The organism is Nocardiopsis endophytica, from assembly GCF_027706725.1.
Taxonomy (GTDB): domain Bacteria; phylum Actinomycetota; class Actinomycetes; order Streptosporangiales; family Streptosporangiaceae; genus Nocardiopsis_A; species Nocardiopsis_A endophytica.
Genome location: NZ_JAQFWQ010000030.1, coordinates 1 through 20,845, shown reverse-complemented (window position 1 = coordinate 20,845; position 20,845 = coordinate 1). Strand labels below are relative to the sequence as shown.

13 protein-coding genes and 2 rRNA genes are annotated in these 20,845 nt (G+C 71.8%); 10 read left to right on the top strand and 5 right to left on the bottom strand.

Translation table 11 applies throughout. The features are described 5' to 3' along the window. Window positions 1-158: 158 nt before the first annotated feature. From O4J56_RS12565 to O4J56_RS12525, 9 genes are all read left to right on the top strand, one after another. The gene (locus O4J56_RS12565; protein ID WP_270685920.1) at window positions 159-1,133 is read left to right on the top strand and encodes an acyl-CoA dehydrogenase family protein; all 975 of its coding nucleotides are present in this window, start codon (window positions 159-161) and stop codon (window positions 1,131-1,133) included. A gap of 22 nt (window positions 1,134-1,155) precedes the next feature. Further along, a complete protein-coding gene (locus tag O4J56_RS12560) occupies window positions 1,156-2,325 on the top strand; it encodes an acyl-CoA dehydrogenase family protein (protein WP_270685919.1) in 1,170 nt (389 codons plus the stop codon). A gap of 10 nt (window positions 2,326-2,335) precedes the next feature. Continuing rightward, complete coding sequence (locus O4J56_RS12555) at window positions 2,336-3,595, top strand: OB-fold domain-containing protein (protein WP_270685918.1); 1,260 nt, start codon at window positions 2,336-2,338, stop codon at window positions 3,593-3,595. Next, window positions 3,592-4,752 (top strand): lipid-transfer protein, encoded by a 1,161-nt coding sequence (locus tag O4J56_RS12550; RefSeq protein ID WP_270685917.1) that lies wholly within the window; start codon window positions 3,592-3,594, stop codon window positions 4,750-4,752. The genes O4J56_RS12555 and O4J56_RS12550 overlap by 4 nt, the downstream gene beginning before the upstream one ends. Window positions 4,753-4,782: 30 nt before the next feature. Further along, window positions 4,783-5,823 carry an MBL fold metallo-hydrolase gene (locus O4J56_RS12545; protein ID WP_270685916.1) on the top strand — a complete coding sequence of 347 codons (1,041 nt, stop codon included), beginning with the start codon at window positions 4,783-4,785 and terminating at the stop codon, window positions 5,821-5,823. Beyond that, a complete protein-coding gene (locus O4J56_RS12540) occupies window positions 5,816-6,703 on the top strand; it encodes an SDR family NAD(P)-dependent oxidoreductase (protein ID WP_270685915.1) in 888 nt (295 codons plus the stop codon). The genes O4J56_RS12545 and O4J56_RS12540 overlap by 8 nt, the downstream gene beginning before the upstream one ends. 77 nt (window positions 6,704-6,780) lie before the next feature. Next, entirely contained in the window at window positions 6,781-8,091 is a 1,311-nt protein-coding gene (locus O4J56_RS12535) for a glycosyltransferase family 4 protein (RefSeq protein WP_408639113.1), read from the top strand. Beyond that, window positions 8,088-8,816 carry a class I SAM-dependent methyltransferase gene (locus tag O4J56_RS12530; protein ID WP_270685956.1) on the top strand — a complete coding sequence of 243 codons (729 nt, stop codon included), beginning with the start codon at window positions 8,088-8,090 and terminating at the stop codon, window positions 8,814-8,816. Before O4J56_RS12535 ends, O4J56_RS12530 begins: the two co-directional genes overlap by 4 nt. Further along, window positions 8,813-9,892 (top strand): prenyltransferase, encoded by a 1,080-nt coding sequence (locus O4J56_RS12525; protein ID WP_270685914.1) that lies wholly within the window; start codon window positions 8,813-8,815, stop codon window positions 9,890-9,892. Before O4J56_RS12530 ends, O4J56_RS12525 begins: the two co-directional genes overlap by 4 nt. Before the next feature lie 63 nt (window positions 9,893-9,955). Here the strand turns inward: O4J56_RS12525 and O4J56_RS12520 are convergent, their stop codons facing one another. Both O4J56_RS12520 and O4J56_RS12515 read right to left on the bottom strand, forming a co-directional pair. Next, complete coding sequence (locus tag O4J56_RS12520; protein ID WP_456299795.1) at window positions 9,956-13,366, bottom strand: transglycosylase domain-containing protein; 3,411 nt, start codon at window positions 13,364-13,366, stop codon at window positions 9,956-9,958. A gap of 427 nt (window positions 13,367-13,793) precedes the next feature. Beyond that, complete coding sequence (locus tag O4J56_RS12515; RefSeq protein ID WP_270685912.1) at window positions 13,794-14,453, bottom strand: hypothetical protein; 660 nt, start codon at window positions 14,451-14,453, stop codon at window positions 13,794-13,796. A gap of 225 nt (window positions 14,454-14,678) precedes the next feature. Here O4J56_RS12515 and O4J56_RS12510 point away from each other — a divergent pair, with 225 nt between their 5' ends. Next, the gene (locus O4J56_RS12510; RefSeq protein WP_270685911.1) at window positions 14,679-15,119 is read left to right on the top strand and encodes a protein-tyrosine phosphatase family protein; all 441 of its coding nucleotides are present in this window, start codon (window positions 14,679-14,681) and stop codon (window positions 15,117-15,119) included. A gap of 266 nt (window positions 15,120-15,385) precedes the next feature. On the opposite strand, the gene O4J56_RS12505 is transcribed toward O4J56_RS12510, so the two are convergent. The 3 genes from O4J56_RS12505 to O4J56_RS12495 form a co-directional block, all read right to left on the bottom strand. Beyond that, window positions 15,386-16,777, bottom strand: a complete 1,392-nt coding sequence (locus tag O4J56_RS12505) for an HNH endonuclease signature motif containing protein (RefSeq protein WP_270685910.1) — start codon at window positions 16,775-16,777, stop codon at window positions 15,386-15,388. 668 nt (window positions 16,778-17,445) lie between these two features. Beyond that, window positions 17,446-17,564 (bottom strand): 5S ribosomal RNA (rrf, locus tag O4J56_RS12500). Between the two features lie 120 nt (window positions 17,565-17,684). Then, window positions 17,685-20,777, bottom strand: a 23S ribosomal RNA gene (locus tag O4J56_RS12495). Between the last annotated feature and the right edge of the window lie 68 nt (window positions 20,778-20,845).

The window sequence follows — 20,845 nt, the reverse complement described above, 5'->3', positions numbered from 1 at the left end:
CACGTTATCTAAGGATCGCCCAGCCGATCAGCTCTCCACAACTGTGGAGAAGACCTCATCTTGCGATGTTGCGGCCGTGTTAACCGGAGGATTGCGGACACCCTTCCCCTTCCGGGCGCGGCAATCTAGAATCCGTTCTAGATTTTCGAGGAGGACCCGTGGACTTCTCCCCCGACGAGCCCCAGGAGGACCTGCGCGCCCTGGCCGCCGAGGTCCTCGACCGCGAGGACGACCCCGCCCGCCTGCGGCGCGCCCTGGCCGACACCGGCATCGCCGCCGCGAAACAGGGCGCCGTCGGCGCCGCCCTCGTCCTGCGCGAGGCCGCCGCCCGCGCCTCACCCGCCCCCCTGCTCCCCGCCCTGGCCCTGGACCCGCTGGTGGACCCCGCCGACACGGCCGCCCCGGCCACCGCCCCCGTCCCCGCCTCCGGCCCACTCGGCGTCCGAGCCCGCCCGGACGGGGACGGCGCCCTGCGCGTCGACGGCGCCGCCGCCGGGGTGCCCCACGCCGACGAGGCCCACACCCTGCTCCTGCCGGTGGACACCCCCGACGGGCCCGCCGTCGCCCGGGTGCCGGCGGGCGCCGCCGGGCTCACCCTCGCCCCCCAGCACACCGGCTGCCACATCCCCGCCTTCCGGGCCGGCCTGGACGGCGTGCGCCTGGCCGCCGGGGACCTGCTCACCGGCGGCGCCGTGCGCACCCTGCACCTGTGCACCCTGACCGCGCTCACCGCCACCGCCGCCGGGGCCCTGCGCGCCGCCCTCGACCTGACATGCGAACACGTGCGCACCCGGCACCAGTTCGGCCGCCCCCTGGCCCAGATGCAGGCCGTCACCATGCGCGTCGCCGACGTCTCCATCGCCTCCCGCTCCCTGGACGCCGCCCTGCTCGCCGGAGCCTGGCGTCTCGACCGCGGCGACCCCAACGCCGCGCCCGTGCTGGAGTCGGCCGCCCTGCTCGCCACCGAGGACGCCCTGGACGCCCTGCACGCCGCCCAGCACCTGCACGGCGGCCTCGGCGTCGACACCTCCTACCCCCTGCACCGGCACTTCGCCACCGCCAAATGGGTCTCGGCCGCCCTCGGCGGCCCGGAGGCGCGCCTGGAGGCCCTCGGCGACCTGGCCCTCGCCTAGCCCCTCACCACAGGAGCCGCCCGTGTTCATCGACCTCACCGACGACCAGCGCAGGCTCCGCGATGAACTACGCGCCTACTTCGCCCGCAGCGTCACCCCCGCCGAGCGCGACCGCGCCGCCGACGACCCCGGGGTCTACAAGCGGGTGGTGCGCCGCCTGGGCCGCGACGGCATGCTCGCCCTCGGCTGGCCCGAGGAGTACGGCGGCCGGGGTCTGGGCCCCGTCGAACAGCAGGTGTTCGTCAACGAGGCCTCCCGCGCCGGGGTACCCTACCCCCTGGTCACCCTGCAGACCGTCGCCCCGGTCATCCTCCGCCGCGGCACCGAGGAGCAGCGCGCCGAATTCCTGCCCCCCATCCTCGCCGGGGAGCTGCACTTCGCCATCGGCTACACCGAGCCCGAGGCCGGGACCGACCTGGCCGCCCTGCGCACCACCGCAACGCCCGACGGCGCCGGGGGCTACACCGTGCACGGCTCCAAGCTCTACACCTCCGGCGCGCACTTCGCCGACCACATCTGGCTCGCCGCCCGCACCGGGCCGCCCGGCTCCCGGCACCGGGGCATCACCCTGCTCATCGCCGACACCGCCGACCCCGGCTTCTCCTGGACCCCCATCACCACCGCCGACGGCCACCACCACACCAACGCCACCCACTACGACGGGGTGCGCGTGCCGCCCGGCCGCCGCGTCGGCGGCGAGGGCGAGGGCTGGCGCATCATCACCGAGCAGCTCAACCACGAACGCCTCACCCTGGGCCCCGCAGGAACCATCGGCCGCGCCTACGACCGCTTCCTTCAATGGGCCCGCACCGCCCGCGGCCCCGGAGGGCGCCCCCCGGCCGAGGTCCCCCAGGTGCGCCGCGCCCTCGGCCGCGTCCACGCCTACCTGCGCGTCAACGAGCTGCTCAACTGGCAGGTCGCCGCGGGCGACGGCAGCGGGTGGATCGGCGCCCCGGACGCCTCCGCCAACAAGGTCTACGCCAGTGAGCGGCTGCAGGAGGTCCCCCGGATCGTCGCCGAGACCGCCGCCCGCTACGGCGACCCCGCCGACCCCGCCACCGCCGGCCTGCTGGAGCGCATGGACGCCGCCGCCAAGGGGTCGCTGGTGATGACCTTCGGCGGCGGCGTCAACGAGGTGCAGCGCGAGCTCATCGCCACGCTCGGGCTGGGCCTGCCGCGCGCCCCCCGCTGAGAGGAGTCCCATGATCGAGGACCTCGCCGAGGCCGCCCGCGCCCGCGGGGAGGTCGACGGCGGCACCGCCCCCGACCCGGTCAACGCGCCCATGGTCCGGCACTGGCTGGAGGCCATGGGCGACCCCGCCGCCCACTACCTGGACGAGGGCCTGGCCCCGCCCGCCATGCTGCAGGTGTGGACCATGCCCGGCCACGGCGGCGGCCCCCGCCCCTCGGCCGTCGACACCGTGCTCGCCGGGCTCGACGCCCACGGCTTCACCGGCGTGGTCGCCACCGACTGCACCCAGGCCTACGACCGCCCCCTGCGCTTCGGCGAGACCCCGCGCGCCGCCACCGCCTTCACCTCCCTGCGCGGCCCCAAGTCCACCGCCATGGGCCGGGGGTACTTCCTCACCTGGGAGACCACCTGGTACTGCGGCGATGAACGCGTCGGCACCATGACGTTCCGGGTCCTGAAGTTCGACCCCGCGACACGCCCGGAACCCCGCCCACCGGAGGACGGGGCCCAGCAGCCGCCGCCCCCGCCGCCGCCCTCGACCGGCGACACCGCCTTCTTCTGGGACGGCGCCGCCGCCGGGGAGCTGCGCATCCGCCGCTGCGCCGACTGCGGCACCCTGCGCCACCCGCCCGGCCCCCTGTGCCCCGCGTGCCGCTCGGCCGCCGCCGACCACGTCGTGGCCTCCGGCCGGGGCACCGTGCACAGCTACACCGTCCACCACCACCCGCCGGTCCCCGGGCGCACCGCCCCCTTCGCCGTCGCCCTGGTCGACCTGCCCGAAGGGGTCCGCGTCGTCGGCGGCGTCACCGGCGCCGACCCCGCCGACGTGCACGTGGGCATGGCCGTGCGCGCCGACTTCGCCCGGGGCGGCGCCGAACCGCCCCGCTGGCGCCCCGCCGACCAGGCCGTGCTGCCCGCCCTGGAGCTGGAGCTGACCCGCACCTCCATCACCGCGCAGGCCCTGGCCACCCGCGACTTCACCCCCGTGCACCACGACCCCGGCCGCGCCCGCGCCCAAGGAGCGCGCGACGTCTTCCTCAACATCCTCACCACACAGGGCCTCGTGCAGCGCTACGCCACCACGCACCGCCCCGGCGCCCGGGTGCGCCGCATCGCCGTCCGCCTGGGCGCCCCCGCCCACGCCGGCGACACCCTCGTGCTCACCGGAACCGACCGCCCCCGCGAGGGCCGCGTCGAGGTGCGCGGCACCACCGCGCTGGGACGGCACGTCACCGCCACCGTCGATGTGGTCGATGTGGAGGACCGATGAAGGCCGTGATCGCCGGGATCGGCGCCACCGAGTTCTCCAAGGACTCCGGGCGCAGCGAGGCGCGCCTGGCCGCCGACGCCGCCCTGGACGCCCTCGCCGACGCCGGGATCGCCCCGGAGGAGGTGGACGGCATGGCCACCTTCACCATGGACCCCACCTCCGAGATCGCGCTCGCCCGCGCGATCGGCGCCGGGGCGCTCCGCTTCTTCACCCGCGTCCCCTACGGCGGGGGCGCCGCCTGCGGCGCCGTGGCCCAGGCCGCCATGGCCGTCTCCTCCGGGGCCGCCGACACCGTCCTGGTCTACCGGGCCTTCAACGAGCGCAGCGGGCGCCGCTACGGCCGCGCCGTCGCCCAGGACGGCGGTACCCCCACCACCCTGGCCCTGGAGCTGGGCTGGCACGTGCCCGCCGGTCTGGCCACCCCCGCCTCCTGGGCGGCGCTGCCCGCCCGCCGCTACATGCACGAGCACGGCGCCACCGGCGAGGACTTCGGCCGGGTCGCGGTCCAGATGCGCGCCAACGCCGCCACCAACCCCCGCGCCTGGTTCCACGGCCGCCCCATCACCCTGGAGGAGCACCAGGCCTCCCGGTGGGTCGCCGAACCGCTGCGGCTGCTCGACTGCTGCCAGGAGAGCGACGGCGGCGTGGCGCTCGTCGTCGTCGGCGCCGCGCGCGCCCGGTCGCTGCCCCGGCCCCCGGCCGTCATCGAGGCCGCCGCCCAGGGGTCCGGCGCCGGGCAGCTCACCATGGTCGACTTCTACCGGGACGACATCGCCGCCCTGCCCGAGATGGCCGCGGTCGCCGAGCGGCTGTGGGCCGACAGCGGTCTGGGCCCATGGGACATGGACGCGGCGGTCCTCTACGACCACTTCACCCCCTACGTCCTGATGCAGCTGGAGGCGCTGGGCTACTGCAAGCGCGGGCAGGCGCCCGCCCTCGTCGCCGACGGCCGCATCGGGCCCGGCGGCGACCTCCCGGTCAACCCGCACGGCGGCCAGCTCGGCGAGGCCTACATCCACGGGATGAACGGCATCGCCGAGGCCGTCCGCCAGATCCGCGGCACCGCCGCCAACCAGGTCCCCGGCGCCGCGCACGTCCTGGTCACCGCCGGCACGGGGGTGCCCACCAGCGGCCTGGTGCTGGGCGCCTACAGTTAGAACCGAATTCGGTTCGACGAAAGGCGACGCATGCGCCCCCTCCCCCGCGAGCTGCCGCCCGTCGAGGACCTCGGCGGCGGGGTCTGGTCCATCCCCGTGCCGATCCCCGGCAACCCGCTCGGCTACACCCTCGTCTACGCCCTGGAGACCCCCCGCGGCCCCGTCCTCGTCGACGCCGGATGGGAGCACGAGGACTCCTGGGCCGCGCTGGCCGACGGGCTGCGCGCCGCCGGGTCCGACCCCGCCGGCGTGCACGGCGTCGTCGTCACCCACTTCCACCCCGACCACGCCGGGCTGGCCGGGCGGGTGCGCGCCGCCTCCGGCTGCTGGATCGCCATGCACCACGCCGACGCCGGGATGCTCCGGTTCATCGCCGAGGCCGGCGTCGGAGCCGGGACCGGCCTGGAGACCGCCCAGCTGCGCGCCGCCGGGGCCACCGAGGACGAGGTCGCCGCCTACGCCCGCACCGACCCGCGGCTCGACCCGCCCGCCGCCCCCGACACCGAGCTGGCCCACGGCGAACTCGTCGACGTGCCCGGCCGCAAGCTGCGCACCGTATGGACCCCCGGCCACTCCCCCGGCCACATCTGCCTCCACCTGGAGGACGCCGACCGCCTGTTCACCGGCGACCACGTGCTGCCCCGCATCACCCCCCACATCGGCCTGTACCCCTTCACCCTGCCCGACGGGCGGCCCGACGACCGCGACCCGCTCGGCGCCTTCCTCGACTCCCTCGCCCACATCGGCGACACCGCGCCCGCCGACACCGAGGCGCTGCCCGCCCACGAGGCCCGCTTCACCGGTCTGGCCGAGCGCGCCGCCGCCATCGCCGACCACCACACCGAACGCCTCGACCTGCTCGCCACCGCCCTGCACCACGGCCCCGCCACCCTGTGGGAGCTGTGCGCCGCGCTGCCCTGGAGCCGCGGCTGGGAGGCGATGGGCGTCGTCCAGCGCCGCCTCGCCGCCTCCGAGACCGCCGCGCACCTGCGGGTGCTGGAGCGCCGCGGCCTCGCCGTGCGGACCGGCCCACCGCCCGAGGTCCTGACCTGGAGGAGAGCCCATGGATGACCCGAACGTGCGCCTGGACGGCCTCGCCGCAGCCGTCACCGGCGCCGGGCGCGGCCTCGGCCGGGCCCACGCCCTGGCCCTCGCCGAGGGCGGCGCCCGCCTCGTCGTCGCCGACCTGCACGGCGCCGAGGAGACCGCCGCCGAGATCCGCGCCCGCGGCGGCACCGCCCGCGCCGTCGGGGGCGACGCCGCCGCCGACGGCGCCGGGGAGCGCCTGCTGGCCGCCGCCGAGGAGCACTACGGGCGCCTGGACGTGCTCGTCAACAACGCCGGGGTGGTCCGCGACCGGATGCTGTTCAACATGGACGAGGCCGACTGGGACGCCGTCGTCCGCACCCACCTGCGCGGCCACTTCCTCGCCTCCCGCGCCGCCGCCGCGCACTGGCGCGCCCGGTCCAAGCGCGCGGGCGGCCCCGTGCACGGCCGCGTCGTCAACACCGCCTCCGAGGCGTTCCTCCTCGGCTCCCCCGGCCAGCCCAACTACGCCGCCGCCAAGGGCGGCATCGCCGCCCTGACCACCGCCACCGCCCAGGCCCTGCGCCGCTACGGCGCCACCGCCAACGCCATCTGCCCCCGCGCCCGCACCGCCATGACCGCCGGCGTGTTCGGCCCGCCCCCGCAGGACGGCCCCGACCCGCTGGCGCCCGAGCGCGTCTCCCCCCTCGTCGCCTACCTCGCCTCGCCCGCCGCCGCCCACGTCACCGGCCAGGTCTTCGTCGTGCACGGCGGCGTCATCGGGGTGCTCAAGCCGCCCGAGCTGGGGCCGGTGCTGCGCTCCCCCGGCGGCTGGACCGGCCCCGGGGAGGTCGCCCGCGCCCTGGACGGCGCCGACCTGCCGCCGCACGGGTTCACCGCCCCCGAGGTCGCGTCGCTGGCCTGAGGGGCGGACCATAAGATCGGGCGGGACGGCCGCGTACTAAACTGCTCGGTAACTTTTCGTTCCATCCACCGCCCCCGATGGGTTCGAGGACCATGCCGCACACCCCGCCGCCCCCCGCCCAGCGACCCCTGCGCGTCGCCCTGCTCTCCTACCGGAGCAAGCCCCACTGCGGCGGACAGGGCGTCTACGTCCGCCACCTGTCCCGGGAACTCGCGGCCCTCGGCCACCGGGTGACCGTCCTGTCCGGCCAGCCCTACCCCGAACTCGACGACGGCGTCATCCTGGAGAAGCTGCCCAGCCTCGACCTGTACAACGACGCCGACCCCTTCGCCACGCCCCCGCTGCACCGGTGGCGCGACTGGATCGACGCCCTCGAGGTCGGCACCATGTGGACCGCCGGCTTCCCCGAACCCCTCACCTTCTCCCTGCGCGCCCTGCGCGAGCTGCGCCGCCGCCGCGGCGAATTCGACGTCGTGCACGACAACCAGACCCTCGGCTACGGCCTGCTCGGCCTGCAGAAGGCCGGATTCCCCCTGGTCACCACCATCCACCACCCCATCACCGTGGACCGGCGCATCGAACTGGAGGAGGCCCGGGGGTGGCAGCGCCTGTCCAAGCGGCGCTGGTACTCCTTCACCGCCATGCAGGGGCGCGTCGCCCGCCGCCTCGACCCCGTCCTGGTGCCCTCCCGCTCCTCCGCCGACGACATCGTCCGCGAATTCGGCGTCGAACGCCCCCGCATCGACGTCGTCCCCCTCGGCGTCGACACCCGCCACTTCCACCCCCGCCCCGGGGACGGCTCCCCCAACGGCGGGCGCGTCCCCGGCCGCATCGTGTGCACCGCCAGCGCCGACAGCCCGCTCAAGGGCGTCGCCACCCTGCTGCGCGCCGTCGCCAAGCTCGCCACCGAACGCGACGTCTCACTGACCGTCGTCAGCCGCCCCAAGCCCGGCGGCCCCACCGACGCCCTCGTCGACGAGCTGTCCCTGCGCGACCGCACCACCTTCGTCCACGGCATCGACGACGCCGAGCTCGGCCGCCTCATCGCCTCCGCCGAGGTCGCCGTCGTCCCCTCCTTCTACGAGGGCTTCTCCCTGCCCGCCGTCGAGGCCATGGCCTGCGGCACCCCCCTGGTCGCCAGCCGCGCCGGCGCCCTGCCCGAGGTCGTGGGCACCGACGGCGCCGCCGGCGTGCTCACCGAGCCCGGCGACCCCGAGGAGCTCGCCGCCCGCATCGGCGCCCTGCTCGACGACCCCGCCGAGCGCGCCCGCATGGGCCGCGCCGCCTGGGACCGCGTCCAACAGCGCTTCACCTGGCGCGCCGTCGCCGAGGCCACCGCCGCCCGGTACGCCGCCGCCCTCGCAACGACCCGAAGGAGCCAGCACTGATCACCGTCGACTTCTCCCTGTTCCCCGTCGGCCCGGGCGACCGCGTCCTCGACCTGGGATGCGGAGGCGGACGCCACGCCTTCGAGGCCTACCGGCGCGGCGCCGACGTGGTCGCCTTCGACCAGAACACCACCGACCTGGCCGACGTGGCGACCATGTTCGCCGCCATGCGCGCCGAAGGGGAGGCGCCCGCCGGCACCGAGGCCGAGACCGTCAAGGGCGACGCCCTGGACATGCCCTTCGACGACGGCTCCTTCGACCGGGTCATCGCCGCCGAGATCTTCGAGCACCTGCCGCACGACACCGCCGCCATGGCCGAGCTGTACCGGGTCCTGCGCCCGGGCGGCATCGCCGCCGTCACCGTCCCCAGCTTCCTGCCCGAGCGGCTGTGCTGGGCGCTGTCGGAGGACTACCACACCGCCGAAGGCGGCCACGTGCGCATCTACACCCGCGCCGAACTCCAGGCCAAGCTCAAGGCCGCCGGGTTCGTCCTCGGCCCGCACCACCACGCCCACGCCCTGCACGCCCCCTACTGGTGGCTCAAGTGCGCCGTGGGCACCGACGACGACGCCCACCCCGCCGTCCGGGCCTACCACCGCATGCTGGTGTGGGACATGCTCCAGGCGCCCCCCGTCACCCGGATCGCCGAGAAGGCCCTCAACCCCGTCATCGGCAAGAGCGTCGTCGTCTACGTCCGCAAGCCCCACGACGCGGGACCCGTATGAGCCCCGCCCCCGCACAGGCCACCGTCCTCGAGGTCCCCGGCGTCCTGACCGCCTCCCAGATCGAGCGCTCCGCCCGCTACCTGCTCGCCAGCCAGGAGCCCGGCGGGGCGCTGCCCTGGTTCCCCGGCGGCCACCTCGACGTGTGGGACCACGTCGAGTGCGCGATGGCCCTCACCGCCGCCGGGCACCACGCCGCCGCCCGCCGCGCCTACGCCTGGCTGGCCGGGGTGCAGCTGCCCGACGGCTCCTGGCCCGCCAAGATGCGCCAGGGCCGCCCCGCCGCGGACCACCGCGAACCCAACCACGCCGCCTACCCCGCCGTCGGCGTCTGGCACCACCTGCTCACCACCGGCGACACCGCCTTCGCCGAGCGGATGTGGCCCGCCGTGGCCGCCGGCGCCGAGTTCGCCCTCGGCCTGGCCACCGAGCGCGGCGAGGTCCTGTGGGCCCGCGGCGCCGACGGCGGCCCCGGCGACCACGCCCTGCTCACCGGGTGCGCCAGCGTGCACCACGGGCTGCGCTGCGCCGCCGCCCTCGGCGAACGGCTCGGCCGCGGCCTCCCCGGCCTGCGGGCCGCCGCCGACCGCCTGGGCCACCTCGTCGCCGAGCACGAGGAGGTCTTCGCCGACCGGTCCCGCTTCTCCATGGACTGGTACTACCCCGTCCTCGGCGGGGCTCTGCGCGGCCCCGGCGCCCGCAAGCGCCTCGACGAGCGCTGGGACACCTTCGTCGTCCCCGGGCTGGGCATCCGCTGCGTCAGCGACCAGCCCTGGGTGACCGGCGCCGAGACCAGCGAGCTCGTGCTGGCCCTGGCCGCCGTCGGCGACACCGAGCGCGGCACCCGGCTGCTCGCCGACATCGCCCACCTGCGCGACCCCGACGACGGCGCCTACTGGACCGGGTACCAGTTCGCCGAACGGGTCAACTGGCCGGTCGAGCGCAGCACCTGGACCGCGGCCGCCGTCATCCTCGCCGCCGACGCCCTCACCGGGGCCACCCCCGGCGCCGCGGCGTTCACCGCCGACTGGGGCGAGCCCCCCGCCGACCCGCGCGGCCTGTGCGGCTGCCCCTTCTAGAACGCGGCGGAGCCGCGCCCCTACGAGGGGCGCGGCTCCGGTTCCGGGTCAGCGGGCGGCGGCTCAGGGAAAGAAGGTGCCGTCGTCACCCCCGCCGCCGTCCGGCGGCGGTGGCTGGTCACCGCCGCCGTCGGGCGGTGGCTGGTCGCCGCCCCCGTCCGGCGGAGGCTGGTCGCCCCCCGGGTCGGTCGGATCGGGATCCGCCGGGATCTCCGGCTCCTGCGGCTGCTCCGGCTCCTGGGGTTCCTGCGGCTCCTGGGGCTCTTGCGGCTCCTGCTGCCCCTGGTCGCCCTCGGGGTCCTGCGTCGGCACGTCGGGCGCGTAGTTCTCCGTCGTCCCGCCGTAGCTCGGCGACGGGAACGGCTCGGGGTCCTTGCCCTCCATCGCCTTGGCCATGAACGTCCGCCAGATCGACGCGGGCACGTTGCCGCCGTAGACCTCGCCCACCCCCGGCAGGACGAACGGCTGGTTGTTGCCGTTGTACACGCCCACCGCCGTGGACAGCTGCGGGGTGTACCCCGCGAACCACCCGGCCACGCTGGAGTCGGTGGTGCCCGTCTTGCCCGCCACCGGGCGCCGGTCCGGGAGCTGCGCCGCGGTCCCGGTGCCGGAGGTGACCACCTGCTGCAGGGCGTAGGTGACGTCGGCCGCCACGCCCTCCTTCATCACCCGCTCCTCGGCCGGCTTCTCCCGCAGGTTGTCCCCGTTGACGTCGACGATCTCGCGCACCACGTGCGGCTCGATGTGCACCCCGCCGTTGGCGAACGTCGCGTACCCGGTCGCCTGGTCCACCGCGCTGACGTCGGACACGCCCAGGGCCAGCGTGGGCGCGGACGCCTGCTGCTCGGTGATCTTGTCCTTCGGGATCCCCGCCGCGTGCGCCATGTCCACGACCTCGGGCAGGCCGGTCTCCAGCGCCAGGTTGATGAAGCCGGTGTTGCTCGACTCGCGGGTGGCGTCGATCAGGTTCTGCGGACCGCCGCCCGGGTGCGAGTTGTTCACCACCGAACCGTTGAACGACTGGCCCGACGTGCCGTCCACGATGGTGTTCAGGCTCATGCCGTTCTCCAGCGCGGCCGCCAGCACATAGGGCTTGAACGCCGAGCCCGCCTGCGCCGAACCGCGGAACGCGCTGTCGTACTGGTTCTCGTTGTAGTCCTCGCCGCCGTAGAACGCCACGACCTCACCGGTCGCCGGGTCGATCGCGGTCAGCCCCGCGTACACCCCCTCCGGCAGGGAGCTCACGTCGACGTTGCTCTCCACCGCCTCCACGGCGGCGTCCATGAGGTCCTTGTCGAACGTGGTGACGATCTTGTAGCCGTTGCGGTTGATGTTGTCCTCGGTGTACCCGAGGCCCTCCAGCTCGGACATGGCCTGCTGGAGCATGTACCCCTTGTAGCCGCTCAGGTCCATCCCCTCGGCGGGGCGGCTCTCCTCGGGCTTGGGGAACTCCATCGCGTCCCCGTCGGCCTTGGTGATGATCTCCTCCTCCACCAGGCCGTTCACCACGTACTTCCAGCGCTTCTCCATCTCGGGGGTGGTGTCGCTGTCGGCCATGCCGAACTTCGTCGGCTGCTGGATCGCGGCCGCCAGGAACGCGGCCTCGTCCGGCGTCAGCTCGCCCACGTCCTTGTGGTAGTAGGCCTGGGCGGCGGCCTGGATGCCGTAGGCGTTGCGGCCGAAGTAGATGGTGTTGAGGTACTGCTCCATCACCCACTTCTTGTCGTACTCGTCCGACCGGTCGATCTTGAGGGCGATGATCATCTCCTTGAGCTTGCGGGAGATGGTCTGGTCCTTGGAGACGCCCTCGAAGTAGTTGCGGACCATCTGCTGGGTGATGGTGGACCCGCCCTGCACCTGCTGGCCGGTGAAGGTCGACCACGCGCCCCGGACCGTGCCCGAGACCGACACGCCCGGCTCGGTCCAGAAGCCGCGGTCCTCCGCGGAGATGACCGCCTCCTGGACGTGCTCGGGGATCTCGTCGTAGGAGACGGGGTCCCGGTCGACACCGCGCTCGGCGAACTTCGTCTCGCCGTCCGCGTAATAGAAGACCGACCCCTGGTCGGTCGCCTCCGCCTTCGCCGTCGTAGGCACCTCGAACGAGGCGTAGGCCACCGCGAACCCGCCGATCCCGAGCAGCATGAACGCACCCGCCGTGATCAGCAGCGCGCGCGTCACCCGGAACCACATCGGCTTCTTGGGCCTCTTGCCCTTCCCCGGACCGGATGGGCCCTTGGGCCCCTTGGGGCCCTTCTTCCCCTTGCCCTTGCCGGGACCACCGGCCGCCGCGGCCGAGGCCGTGGACGCGTCCCCGGCGGCAGCGGCCCCGGAGGCGCCCATCCCCTTGCCCGGCACCTTGGCCCGGAGCAGGTTCCGCGCCCCCGTGACCGGCGGCTCGTCACCGCCGCCGGGAGTACCGCCGGAAGCACTGTCGGAAGCACCGCCGGAAGCACCGCCGGCATGGGCGGAGGACTCGGCGGAGGGCTCGGGTGCGGGGGTGGAATCCGCGGGAGCCGCCGGGGTGGTGGGCCCCGCAGGCGCCGGAGGCGGCGTGGGGATCGCGTAGACGGGCTTGCCGCCGCCCTTGGGGGCCGCCTCGGAGGCGGCCTCCGGCGACGCCTCCGACGATGCCTCCGAAGAGGAATCGGAAGAGGAGTCGGCGTCGCCCTTCGTGCGGCCCTCGGAGCCCGAACCCGCGGCCGCACCTACCGCGGCTGCACCGGCCGCGGCCGCAGCGGCGGCCGAAGCGGAGGAGCCGTCGCCCTCCGTCTCCTCCGCCGTGTCGTCGGCGGCGCCGTCAGCCGTGTCGTCAGCCTTGTCGTCACTGAGGACCGGCGTGAAGGCGGCCGTGCTCTCGGGGTCCCAGGAGTCCCCGTCGTCCTCTGCCGCGGAGCCCTTCTCCCCCTCGGGCTCCGTGCCGGACGTCTCGCCGGACTCTGTTGCGGCTTCCCCCGCAGCATCCGTGACGGATCCCGCGGCAGGCTCCTCAGGCGCTCCGCCGTCATCGTCGTCGAACACCGGGGCGAACGCCGCCGTGCTCTCCGGGTCCCACGATTCAGAGGTGTCGGAGGGGTCGGAAGAGGCCTCGGAGGTGTCCGAGGAGGCCGGTCTCTCCGGCTCCTCGGCCGAGTCCTCCCCCTCCTCCGCGCTGTCCGCAGGGGCCTGCCCGGCTTCGGCGGAGCCCGTCCCGGAGGCGGCGGAGGCACCCTCGTCCCAGGTCCCGTCGCTGCGCAGGCTGAACCCCTGCTCCGCGAGGGTCTTGGCGACCTTGTCCCGGAAGAAGCTGCCGCTGTCCTTGAAGGCGCCGACGCCTTCGGCGTCATCGGCGTCGCCCGCGTCCGCGCCCTTGTCGTCGCTGTCGTCGCTCACCGGCGCCTCACCGGACTCCGCCTCCCCAGGCCCACCGTTTTCGGACTCCCTGCTCGCGGACTCGTCGCTCTCGGGCACGTCACCGGCCGCCGCGTCGGCCGGCACCCCCTCCTCAGCGGGGGCACCCGCGGCGGTCTCGTCGTTCTCTGGCGTCTCGGGGCGCCGCTCGTCGTCGGCGCCGTTGGTGCTGTCACTCAGTTGGAGGCCCCCTGGAATCCTCGATCCCCCATACGTGTCCACCGCTGTGTGACGCGGACATGGGCCGAATCGGTTCAGCAGAAATCTCGGGCGGGGAACGGCGCTGTGGGGGAGACCGCCGAAAACCCCGCCAACACGATACCCGGCTCCGCCGCCGCCCGACGTCGCGGGGAATGGTCAGCGGCCGATTCTTACAGGACTCTTATTTCACAGGGGGAGGGCCCATATTGGCCCCGCCGAGCACGTGTTCACCGTGGGTGAAGACGCTCGCCCCACACCGCCCGAAAGCGGGTCAAGCCATTCCAGGGAGTAACCGCCCGGTCCACCGCGGCGGCTACGGGACGCCCGCACCCGAGGACGGTCCGCCGCCGAGCCCGCCGGCGCCGTCGTCCGTACCACCGCCGCCGCCCGTACCGCCGGTGTCATCGGTACCACCGCCGCCGTCAGTGCCCCCGTCGGTGCCTTCCTCTGGGCCGCCGTCGGTGCCGCCGTCGGGGTCCACATCGACGCCCCCGCCGGTCCCGTCGTCGGGGCCTTCGGTGGCCCCCTCGGACGGCACGGACACGACGGTCGGCGGGCACGTCCCGGTCTCCCCGGCCGCGACCGCGTCCTCCGCCTCTGCGCACGGGGAAGAGCCGTCAGGTTCACCGTCGGGACCGACCACGGAGTTCATCCCGGGCTCCACCAGCGGGACGGTGGTCCCCGAGGCGCTCTCGTCGCCCTGCACCACGGAGGCGACGGGGCGGCCCACGGCCACCTCGGCGGAGGTGACGGCCCCGACCGGAGCGGCCAGGCCCGCGGGGACCAGCAGGAGCAGGGCGGCGCCGCCGACGGCGCCGTCCACGGCGGCCACGACCGCCACTCCGGCCAGGGCCACGCCGCCCGCCGCCATGCCCAGCGCGGCTCCCGTGTCCCCCATGAGGAAGGCCAGCACGAGCACGGCGACCATGTCGAGTATGAAGGTGGTGAACCACGCGGCCACGTGCTTGCCCATCGCGCTCCCCTCCGAACGGCGGGCGAAGTGCACGGATCATAGCTCCGGAATGCACGCACGCCACCCGGGCCCAGAAGGTTTCCCCTCCGCCGGAGGCCCGATTCCGGCTCCGGCGCCGCCCTGAATGGAGGCGGACGGTCCGAAAGCGATCGAATGCGCATCGAGAACCGCACACCCGCACCATCCGGCCGGATTTCCCACCGGCCGGAGAAAGGAGATTCGGACATGCCGGCGACATGGGACTCCAAGGCGCCGGGGGTCCTGACCCTGCCTTCCGGCCGCCTGGTGCGCGGCCGCGGCCTGCGCCGCCCCCGACCCGATGGCCCCGACCCCGATTTCGGCCTCTACCTGCAAGGACGCCGTCCTCCCTCGGTGCCGTGGGAGAGCGTGTGGGTGCGCTGGCCGGATTTCCTGCTTCCCGTCGACCGCACCGCCGGGGAGCACTTCAGAACGGCGTGGCGGCGCGCGCCCGACGAACGCGTGGAGGTCGCCTGCTCGGCGGGGATCGGCCGCACCGGGACCACCCTGGCGTGCTTGGCGGTGCTCGACGGGCTGTCACCGGATGCGGCCGTCGAATACGTCCGCCGCAACTACGACCGGCGCTCCGTGGAGACGCCGTGGCAGCGATGGTACGTACGGCAATTCCACGCCCGGGAAGCGATATAGCAGACCCAGAACACTTTTCGGAGAAGTATCGGGAATGCCGGAGCGGGTCCAGGCGACGGCGCATGGGCGCCTGAACAGGCCTGCTCGGCGTCCGCCGGGACCTCCGCCCGGTCGGAGAGGCGGGTCCGCGGCGGGGTCGCGACGGTTCCAGGAGAAGGTGGGGAACCGAGAGGAGGCAGGGTCATACGACACCTTCGGCGGGGCTCCGCCGGAGGGGTTCTTGCGGGTCGTACCGGGGATCTGCCGGAGGTTCGCGGTGAGGCTCGTCATCGGTGACCGGGTGGGTCCGGCGGGTCCGGCCCCGCCTCCCCTTCCCCGTGCTCCCGGCGGGTCCCACCGCCACGGCGGGGCCGGTGGCGGCGGTCGGCGGCCAGGTAGTGGGCCTCCGCGCGGCGCCGGTGCTTCTCCCGGTTGTGGCGGCCGCAGAGCATCTGGCCGTTCTCCACGGTGGTGGAGCCGCCCTCCCACCACTCGGTCCGGTGGTCGGCCTCGCACCAGCGGACCGGGGTGGTGCACCCCTCCTCCCACTGGCACACCGTGGTGCGCGCGGCGAGGGCGTGGCGGACCTTGTCCGGGAAGAGCCGACGGGCGGTGCCCACGTCCAACACCTTCCCGGTGACCGGGTCGGTCACGATCCGCTGCAGGACGCAGTCGGTGGCGAAGGCCCGGGCCACCGAGCCGGGGAGGACCCGGTCGCGGTCGCTCACCGCGGGCTCGGAGCCCTCCTCGCCCTGCAGGGTGGCCAGGGGGACCGTGACGTTCACCAGCGGCCGCCCCGCCCCCTTGCCGCCGCAGGAGCAGGGCCGCGGGGCCGCCAGGGCCTTGGCCGCGTCCGAGCCCTCCTCGGGCACCGGGACCGGAACGCCCTCGGCGATGAGCCGGTTCTCGCAGAGCTGCATCAGGGCGTCGAACCAGCGCTCGCCCGTGGTCCGCTCATCCCCCTCCGACGGGGGCATCAGGTGGCACTCCAGAGCCGCGACCAGGATGTGCTCGCTGGCGATGTCGCCCTGCACATCAAGGGTGAAGCCGAAGGGGTTCCGCAGGCGCCGCAGCCTGCGCTCCTCGTAGGCCCGCCGGTTCTCCTCCTCGTGCGTCTTGGGGGAGATGCGGCAGACGAGGGTGCGGCCGATCTTGCCGAGCGTGCTCTTGTCGGCACCCGACTTGGCGGCCTGCAGCATGATCGGCTCGGCCTTGGCCCGGAACTCGTCCTCGTCCGGGTACTCATCGACGGGCCGCTTGTCCGTAGCGTTCTCGCACTCGGCCACGATCTTGGCCAGGTGCGCGAACCCGATCTCCCCCGCCTCAGCGGACCGGACCGAGTCGCCGTAGTCGTCCATGTGCTCGGCGACCCGAACGATGTCCTTGGCCTGGGCCAGGCTCCGGCCGTTGTCGCGCAGGAGCCCAGTGACGGTGGAGTGGTCGGTTCCGGCCAGGGCGCCGGTCTCGCGCATCCGCGCGGCCAGCCGGGCCGCCGCCAGGTCCAGGGCGTCCTGCCCTCCGGCCAGAGCGGCCATCGCCTGGGTCAGGGCCTCCCGGTGGCCCGGAGCCACCTCCGCGCCCACGGCCCGGTCGATGCCGCGCAGCACACCCGCCAGGCCCTTCCGGATCTCCTCCGCGGGAGACCCGGCGGGGATGCCGGGGTACTGCTCGATCGCCATATACCAAAGATAAGCGATCGCCGCGGTTTTATGGGGGAATCCCCAGGATTTCCCAAAGAAATTCAGAGAAACCATGACCGCCCAGGTCACAGCACATGTTGATCTTGATCGGCGAGGCCCCCGCAACCTTTTTCAAGAACCCGGCGAAAGGACGCCGCAAGCCCTCTTAGAGGGCGTGCGGCAAGGTTTTCGGTAATCTTGCGGAACCCGCCCCGCCCACCCGCCAGGGGGGGGTTGAACACCCCCACCGCCCCCCTTCCAAGGGGGGCGGGGGCCGCACGCCGCGCGAGACGCAGGGCCCCTGGAGAGCCGATGCCACCGCCCTCCCAGTAGCAGGCACCAACGACATTCCAGGGCCGATCACCGAACCTCGCCGTCGCCGCCCCTCCACCTGCACCGCTTCGAGCCTTCGTCCGGCCGACGCCCGTGAGCGGAGCACCGCCTCGGCCGCCCGCCCCGGCCGCGAGCGGCCCGCCGGACGGCAGGCAGGGCCCGGGAGCCAGTGACCTTTCGCCGTCGCCGCCCACCAGGGCGACCGTGCGCACGCCCGCCGGCCGGCAGCGCCACGACACGGGCCGCCGACCCCGCCGCTTGTTCACATGTTCACAAGCTCGGGCACGAAAAAAAGGGGCGGGGCCCAAAAAGGACCCCGCCCCTCCTCGAAGAAAATGCGGCGGCAACCTACTCTCCCACCCCACACCATGGAGGCAGTACCATCGGCGCAAAGAGGCTTAACGACCGGGTTCGGAAAGGGACCGGGTGTGACCCTCCAGCCATAACCACCGCAAACCAACACCCACAACACACCCCAAACAAGAGGCGGCCGGGGAAACCTATATGAAAACACTTCCGATTCGTGTGCGAACCCCAAAAAAGGGAACAGTATGCGCGAGCACCCAGCATCCATGGCGGACAAGCCCTCGGCCTATTAGTACCGGTCAGCTCCACGCCTCACAACGCTTCCACACCCGGCCTATCAACCCAGTAATCCACTGGAAGCCTTACCCCCACAACAGGGCAGGAGACCTCATCTCGAAGCAAGCTTCCCACTTAGATGCTTTCAGCGGTTATCTCTCCCGAACGTAGCCAACCAGCCATGCTCCTGGCGGAACAACTGGCACACCAGAGGTTCGTCCGTCCCGGTCCTCTCGTACTAGGGACAGCCCTTCTCAAGTCTCCAACGCGCACAGCGGATAGGGACCGAACTGTCTCACGACGTTCTAAACCCAGCTCGCGTGCCGCTTTAATGGGCGAACAGCCCAACCCTTGGGACCAACTCCAGCCCCAGGATGCGACGAGCCGACATCGAGGTGCCAAACCATCCCGTCGATACGGACTCTTGGGGAAGATCAGCCTGTTATCCCCGGGGTACCTTTTAGCCGTTGAGCGACACCGCTTCCACACGCCGGTGCCGGATCACTAGTCCCTGCTTTCGCACCTGCTCGACACGTCCGTCTCACAGTCAAGCTCCCTTGTGCACTTACACTCAACACCTGATTGCCAACCAGGATGAGGGAACCTTTGGGCGCCTCCGTTACCCTTTAGGAGGCAACCGCCCCAGTTAAACTACCCACCAGACACTGTCCCCGAACCGGATCACGGCCCCAGGTTAGATGCCCGAAACAGCCAGAGTGGTATTTCACCAACGCCTCCACCCCCACTAGCGTGACGGCTTCACAGGCTCCCACCTATCCTACACAAACCATCCCAAACACCAATGTCAAGCTATAGTGAAGGTCCCGGGGTCTTTCCGTCCTGCTGCGCGAAACGAGCATCTTTACTCGTACTGCAATTTCACCGGGCCCGCGGTTGAGACAGCGGGGAAGTCGTTACGCCATTCGTGCAGGTCGGAACTTACCCGACAAGGAATTTCGCTACCTTAGGATGGTTATAGTTACCACCGCCGTTTACCGGCGCTTAGATTCCCAGCCTCGACCCCGAAGGATCTAACCAGTCCTCTTAACGTTCCGGCACCGGGCAGGCGTCAGTCCGTATACAGCGTCTTACGACTTCGCACGGACCTGTGTTTTTAATAAACAGTCGCTTCCCCCTGGTATCTGCGACCCCACCCAGCTCAGAAAGCAAAGTTCCATCACCGGACAGGGCTCCCCTTCTCCCAAAGTTACGGGGACAATTTGCCGAGTTCCTTAACCACGGTTCACCCGAACGCCTCGGTATACTCTACCTGACCACCTGCGTCGGTTTAGGGTACTGGCCGCCCGCGAACTCACTAGAGGCTTTTCTCGACAGCACGGGATCACCCACTTCACCAAAAACGGCTCGGCATCACGCCTCACCCACAACAGGGCACGGATTTACCTGCACCCCGGGCTACACGCTTACCCCCGGACAACCACCGCCGGGTAGGGCTACCCCACTGCGTCACCCCATCGCTTACCTACTACCAAATCGGGTCCCACGCCTCCACCCCACAAACCCCGAAGGGAAAATGAGGCTTCAGTGGTGGTTAGCATCAAAGGATTCAGTATGGACGCGCACGGACGGGTACGGGAATATCAACCCGTTATCCATCGACTACGCCTGTCGGCCTCGCCTTAGGTCCAGACTCACCCTGGGCGGATTAACCTGCCCCAGGAACCCTTGGTCAATCGGCGCCGGAGTTTCTCACTCCGGTATCGCTACTCATGCCTGCATTCTCACTCGCACACACTCCACGACACGGTCACCCGGCCGCTTCACCGCATGCACGACGCTCCCCTACCAACCCGGACCTAACGTCCGGGCCCCACGGCTTCGGCGGTGTACTTAAGCCCCGCTACATTATCGGCGCAGAATCACTTGACCAGTGAGCTATTACGCACTCTTTAAAGGATGGCTGCTTCTAAGCCAACCTCCTGGTTGTCTCAGCAACTCCACAACCTTTCCCACTTAGCACACGCTTAGGGGCCTTAGCCGATGATCTGGGTTGTTTCCCTCTCGACCACGAAGATTATCCCCCGCAGTCTCACTGCCGCGCTAACCGAACCGGCATTCGGAGTTTATCTGACATCAGTAACCTTGTCGGGCCCATCAGCCAAACAGTAGCTCTACCTCCGGCAGGCAACACACGACGCTGCACCTAAATGCATTTCGGGGAGAACCAGCTATCACGGAGTTTGATTGGCCTTTCACCCCTACCCACAGCTCATCCCCCAGGTTTTCAACCCTGGTGGGTTCGGGCCTCCACGACCTCTTACAGCCGCTTCACCCTGGCCATGGGTAGATCACCCCGCTTCGGGTCTACAGCATGCGACTACAAACGCCCTATTCAGACTCGCTTTCGCTACGGCTACCCCACCCGGGTTAACCTCGCCACACACCATAACTCGCAGGCTCATTCTTCAAAAGGCACGCCATCACCCCCGCGAACGAGAGCTCTGACGGCTTGACAGCACACGGTTTCAGGTACTATTTCACGACCCCTCACCGGGGCACTTTTCACCTTTCCCTCACGGTACTAGTGCACTATCGGTCACCAGGACGTATTCAGGCTTAGCAGGTGGTCCTGCCAGATTCACACGGAATTTCACGGGCTCCGCGCTACTCGGGAGTGCACCCAATGGAACACGCATCGCCTTCACCTACGGGACTCTCACCCACTACGGCGCCGCTTCCCAACGGCTTCGGCTAACAACACGCGCCCCACACCGGCCCGGCAGGACCAGTACAGGCACATCCCACAACCCCGCGGACGCAACGACTGCCGTCTATCACACGCCCACGGTTTAGCCAACATCCCCTTTCGCTCACCACTACTCAGGGAATCACTATTGTTTTCTCTTCCTGCGGGTACTGAGATGTTTCACTTCCCCGCGTTGCCACCGACTGCCCTATACATTCAGGCAGCGGCAACCCGACACGACTCGGGCTGGGTTCCCCCATTCGGACACCCGCGGATCAAAGCTCGGTTGACAGCTCCCCGCGGCCTATCGCGGCCTCCCACGTCCTTCATCGGCGCCTGGTGCCAAGGCATCCACCGTATGCCACTAATACTTGGCCACCACAGATACAAGATGCTCGCGCACACTATCCACGAATCAAAACACCAGCCACAAACCCACCTACAAC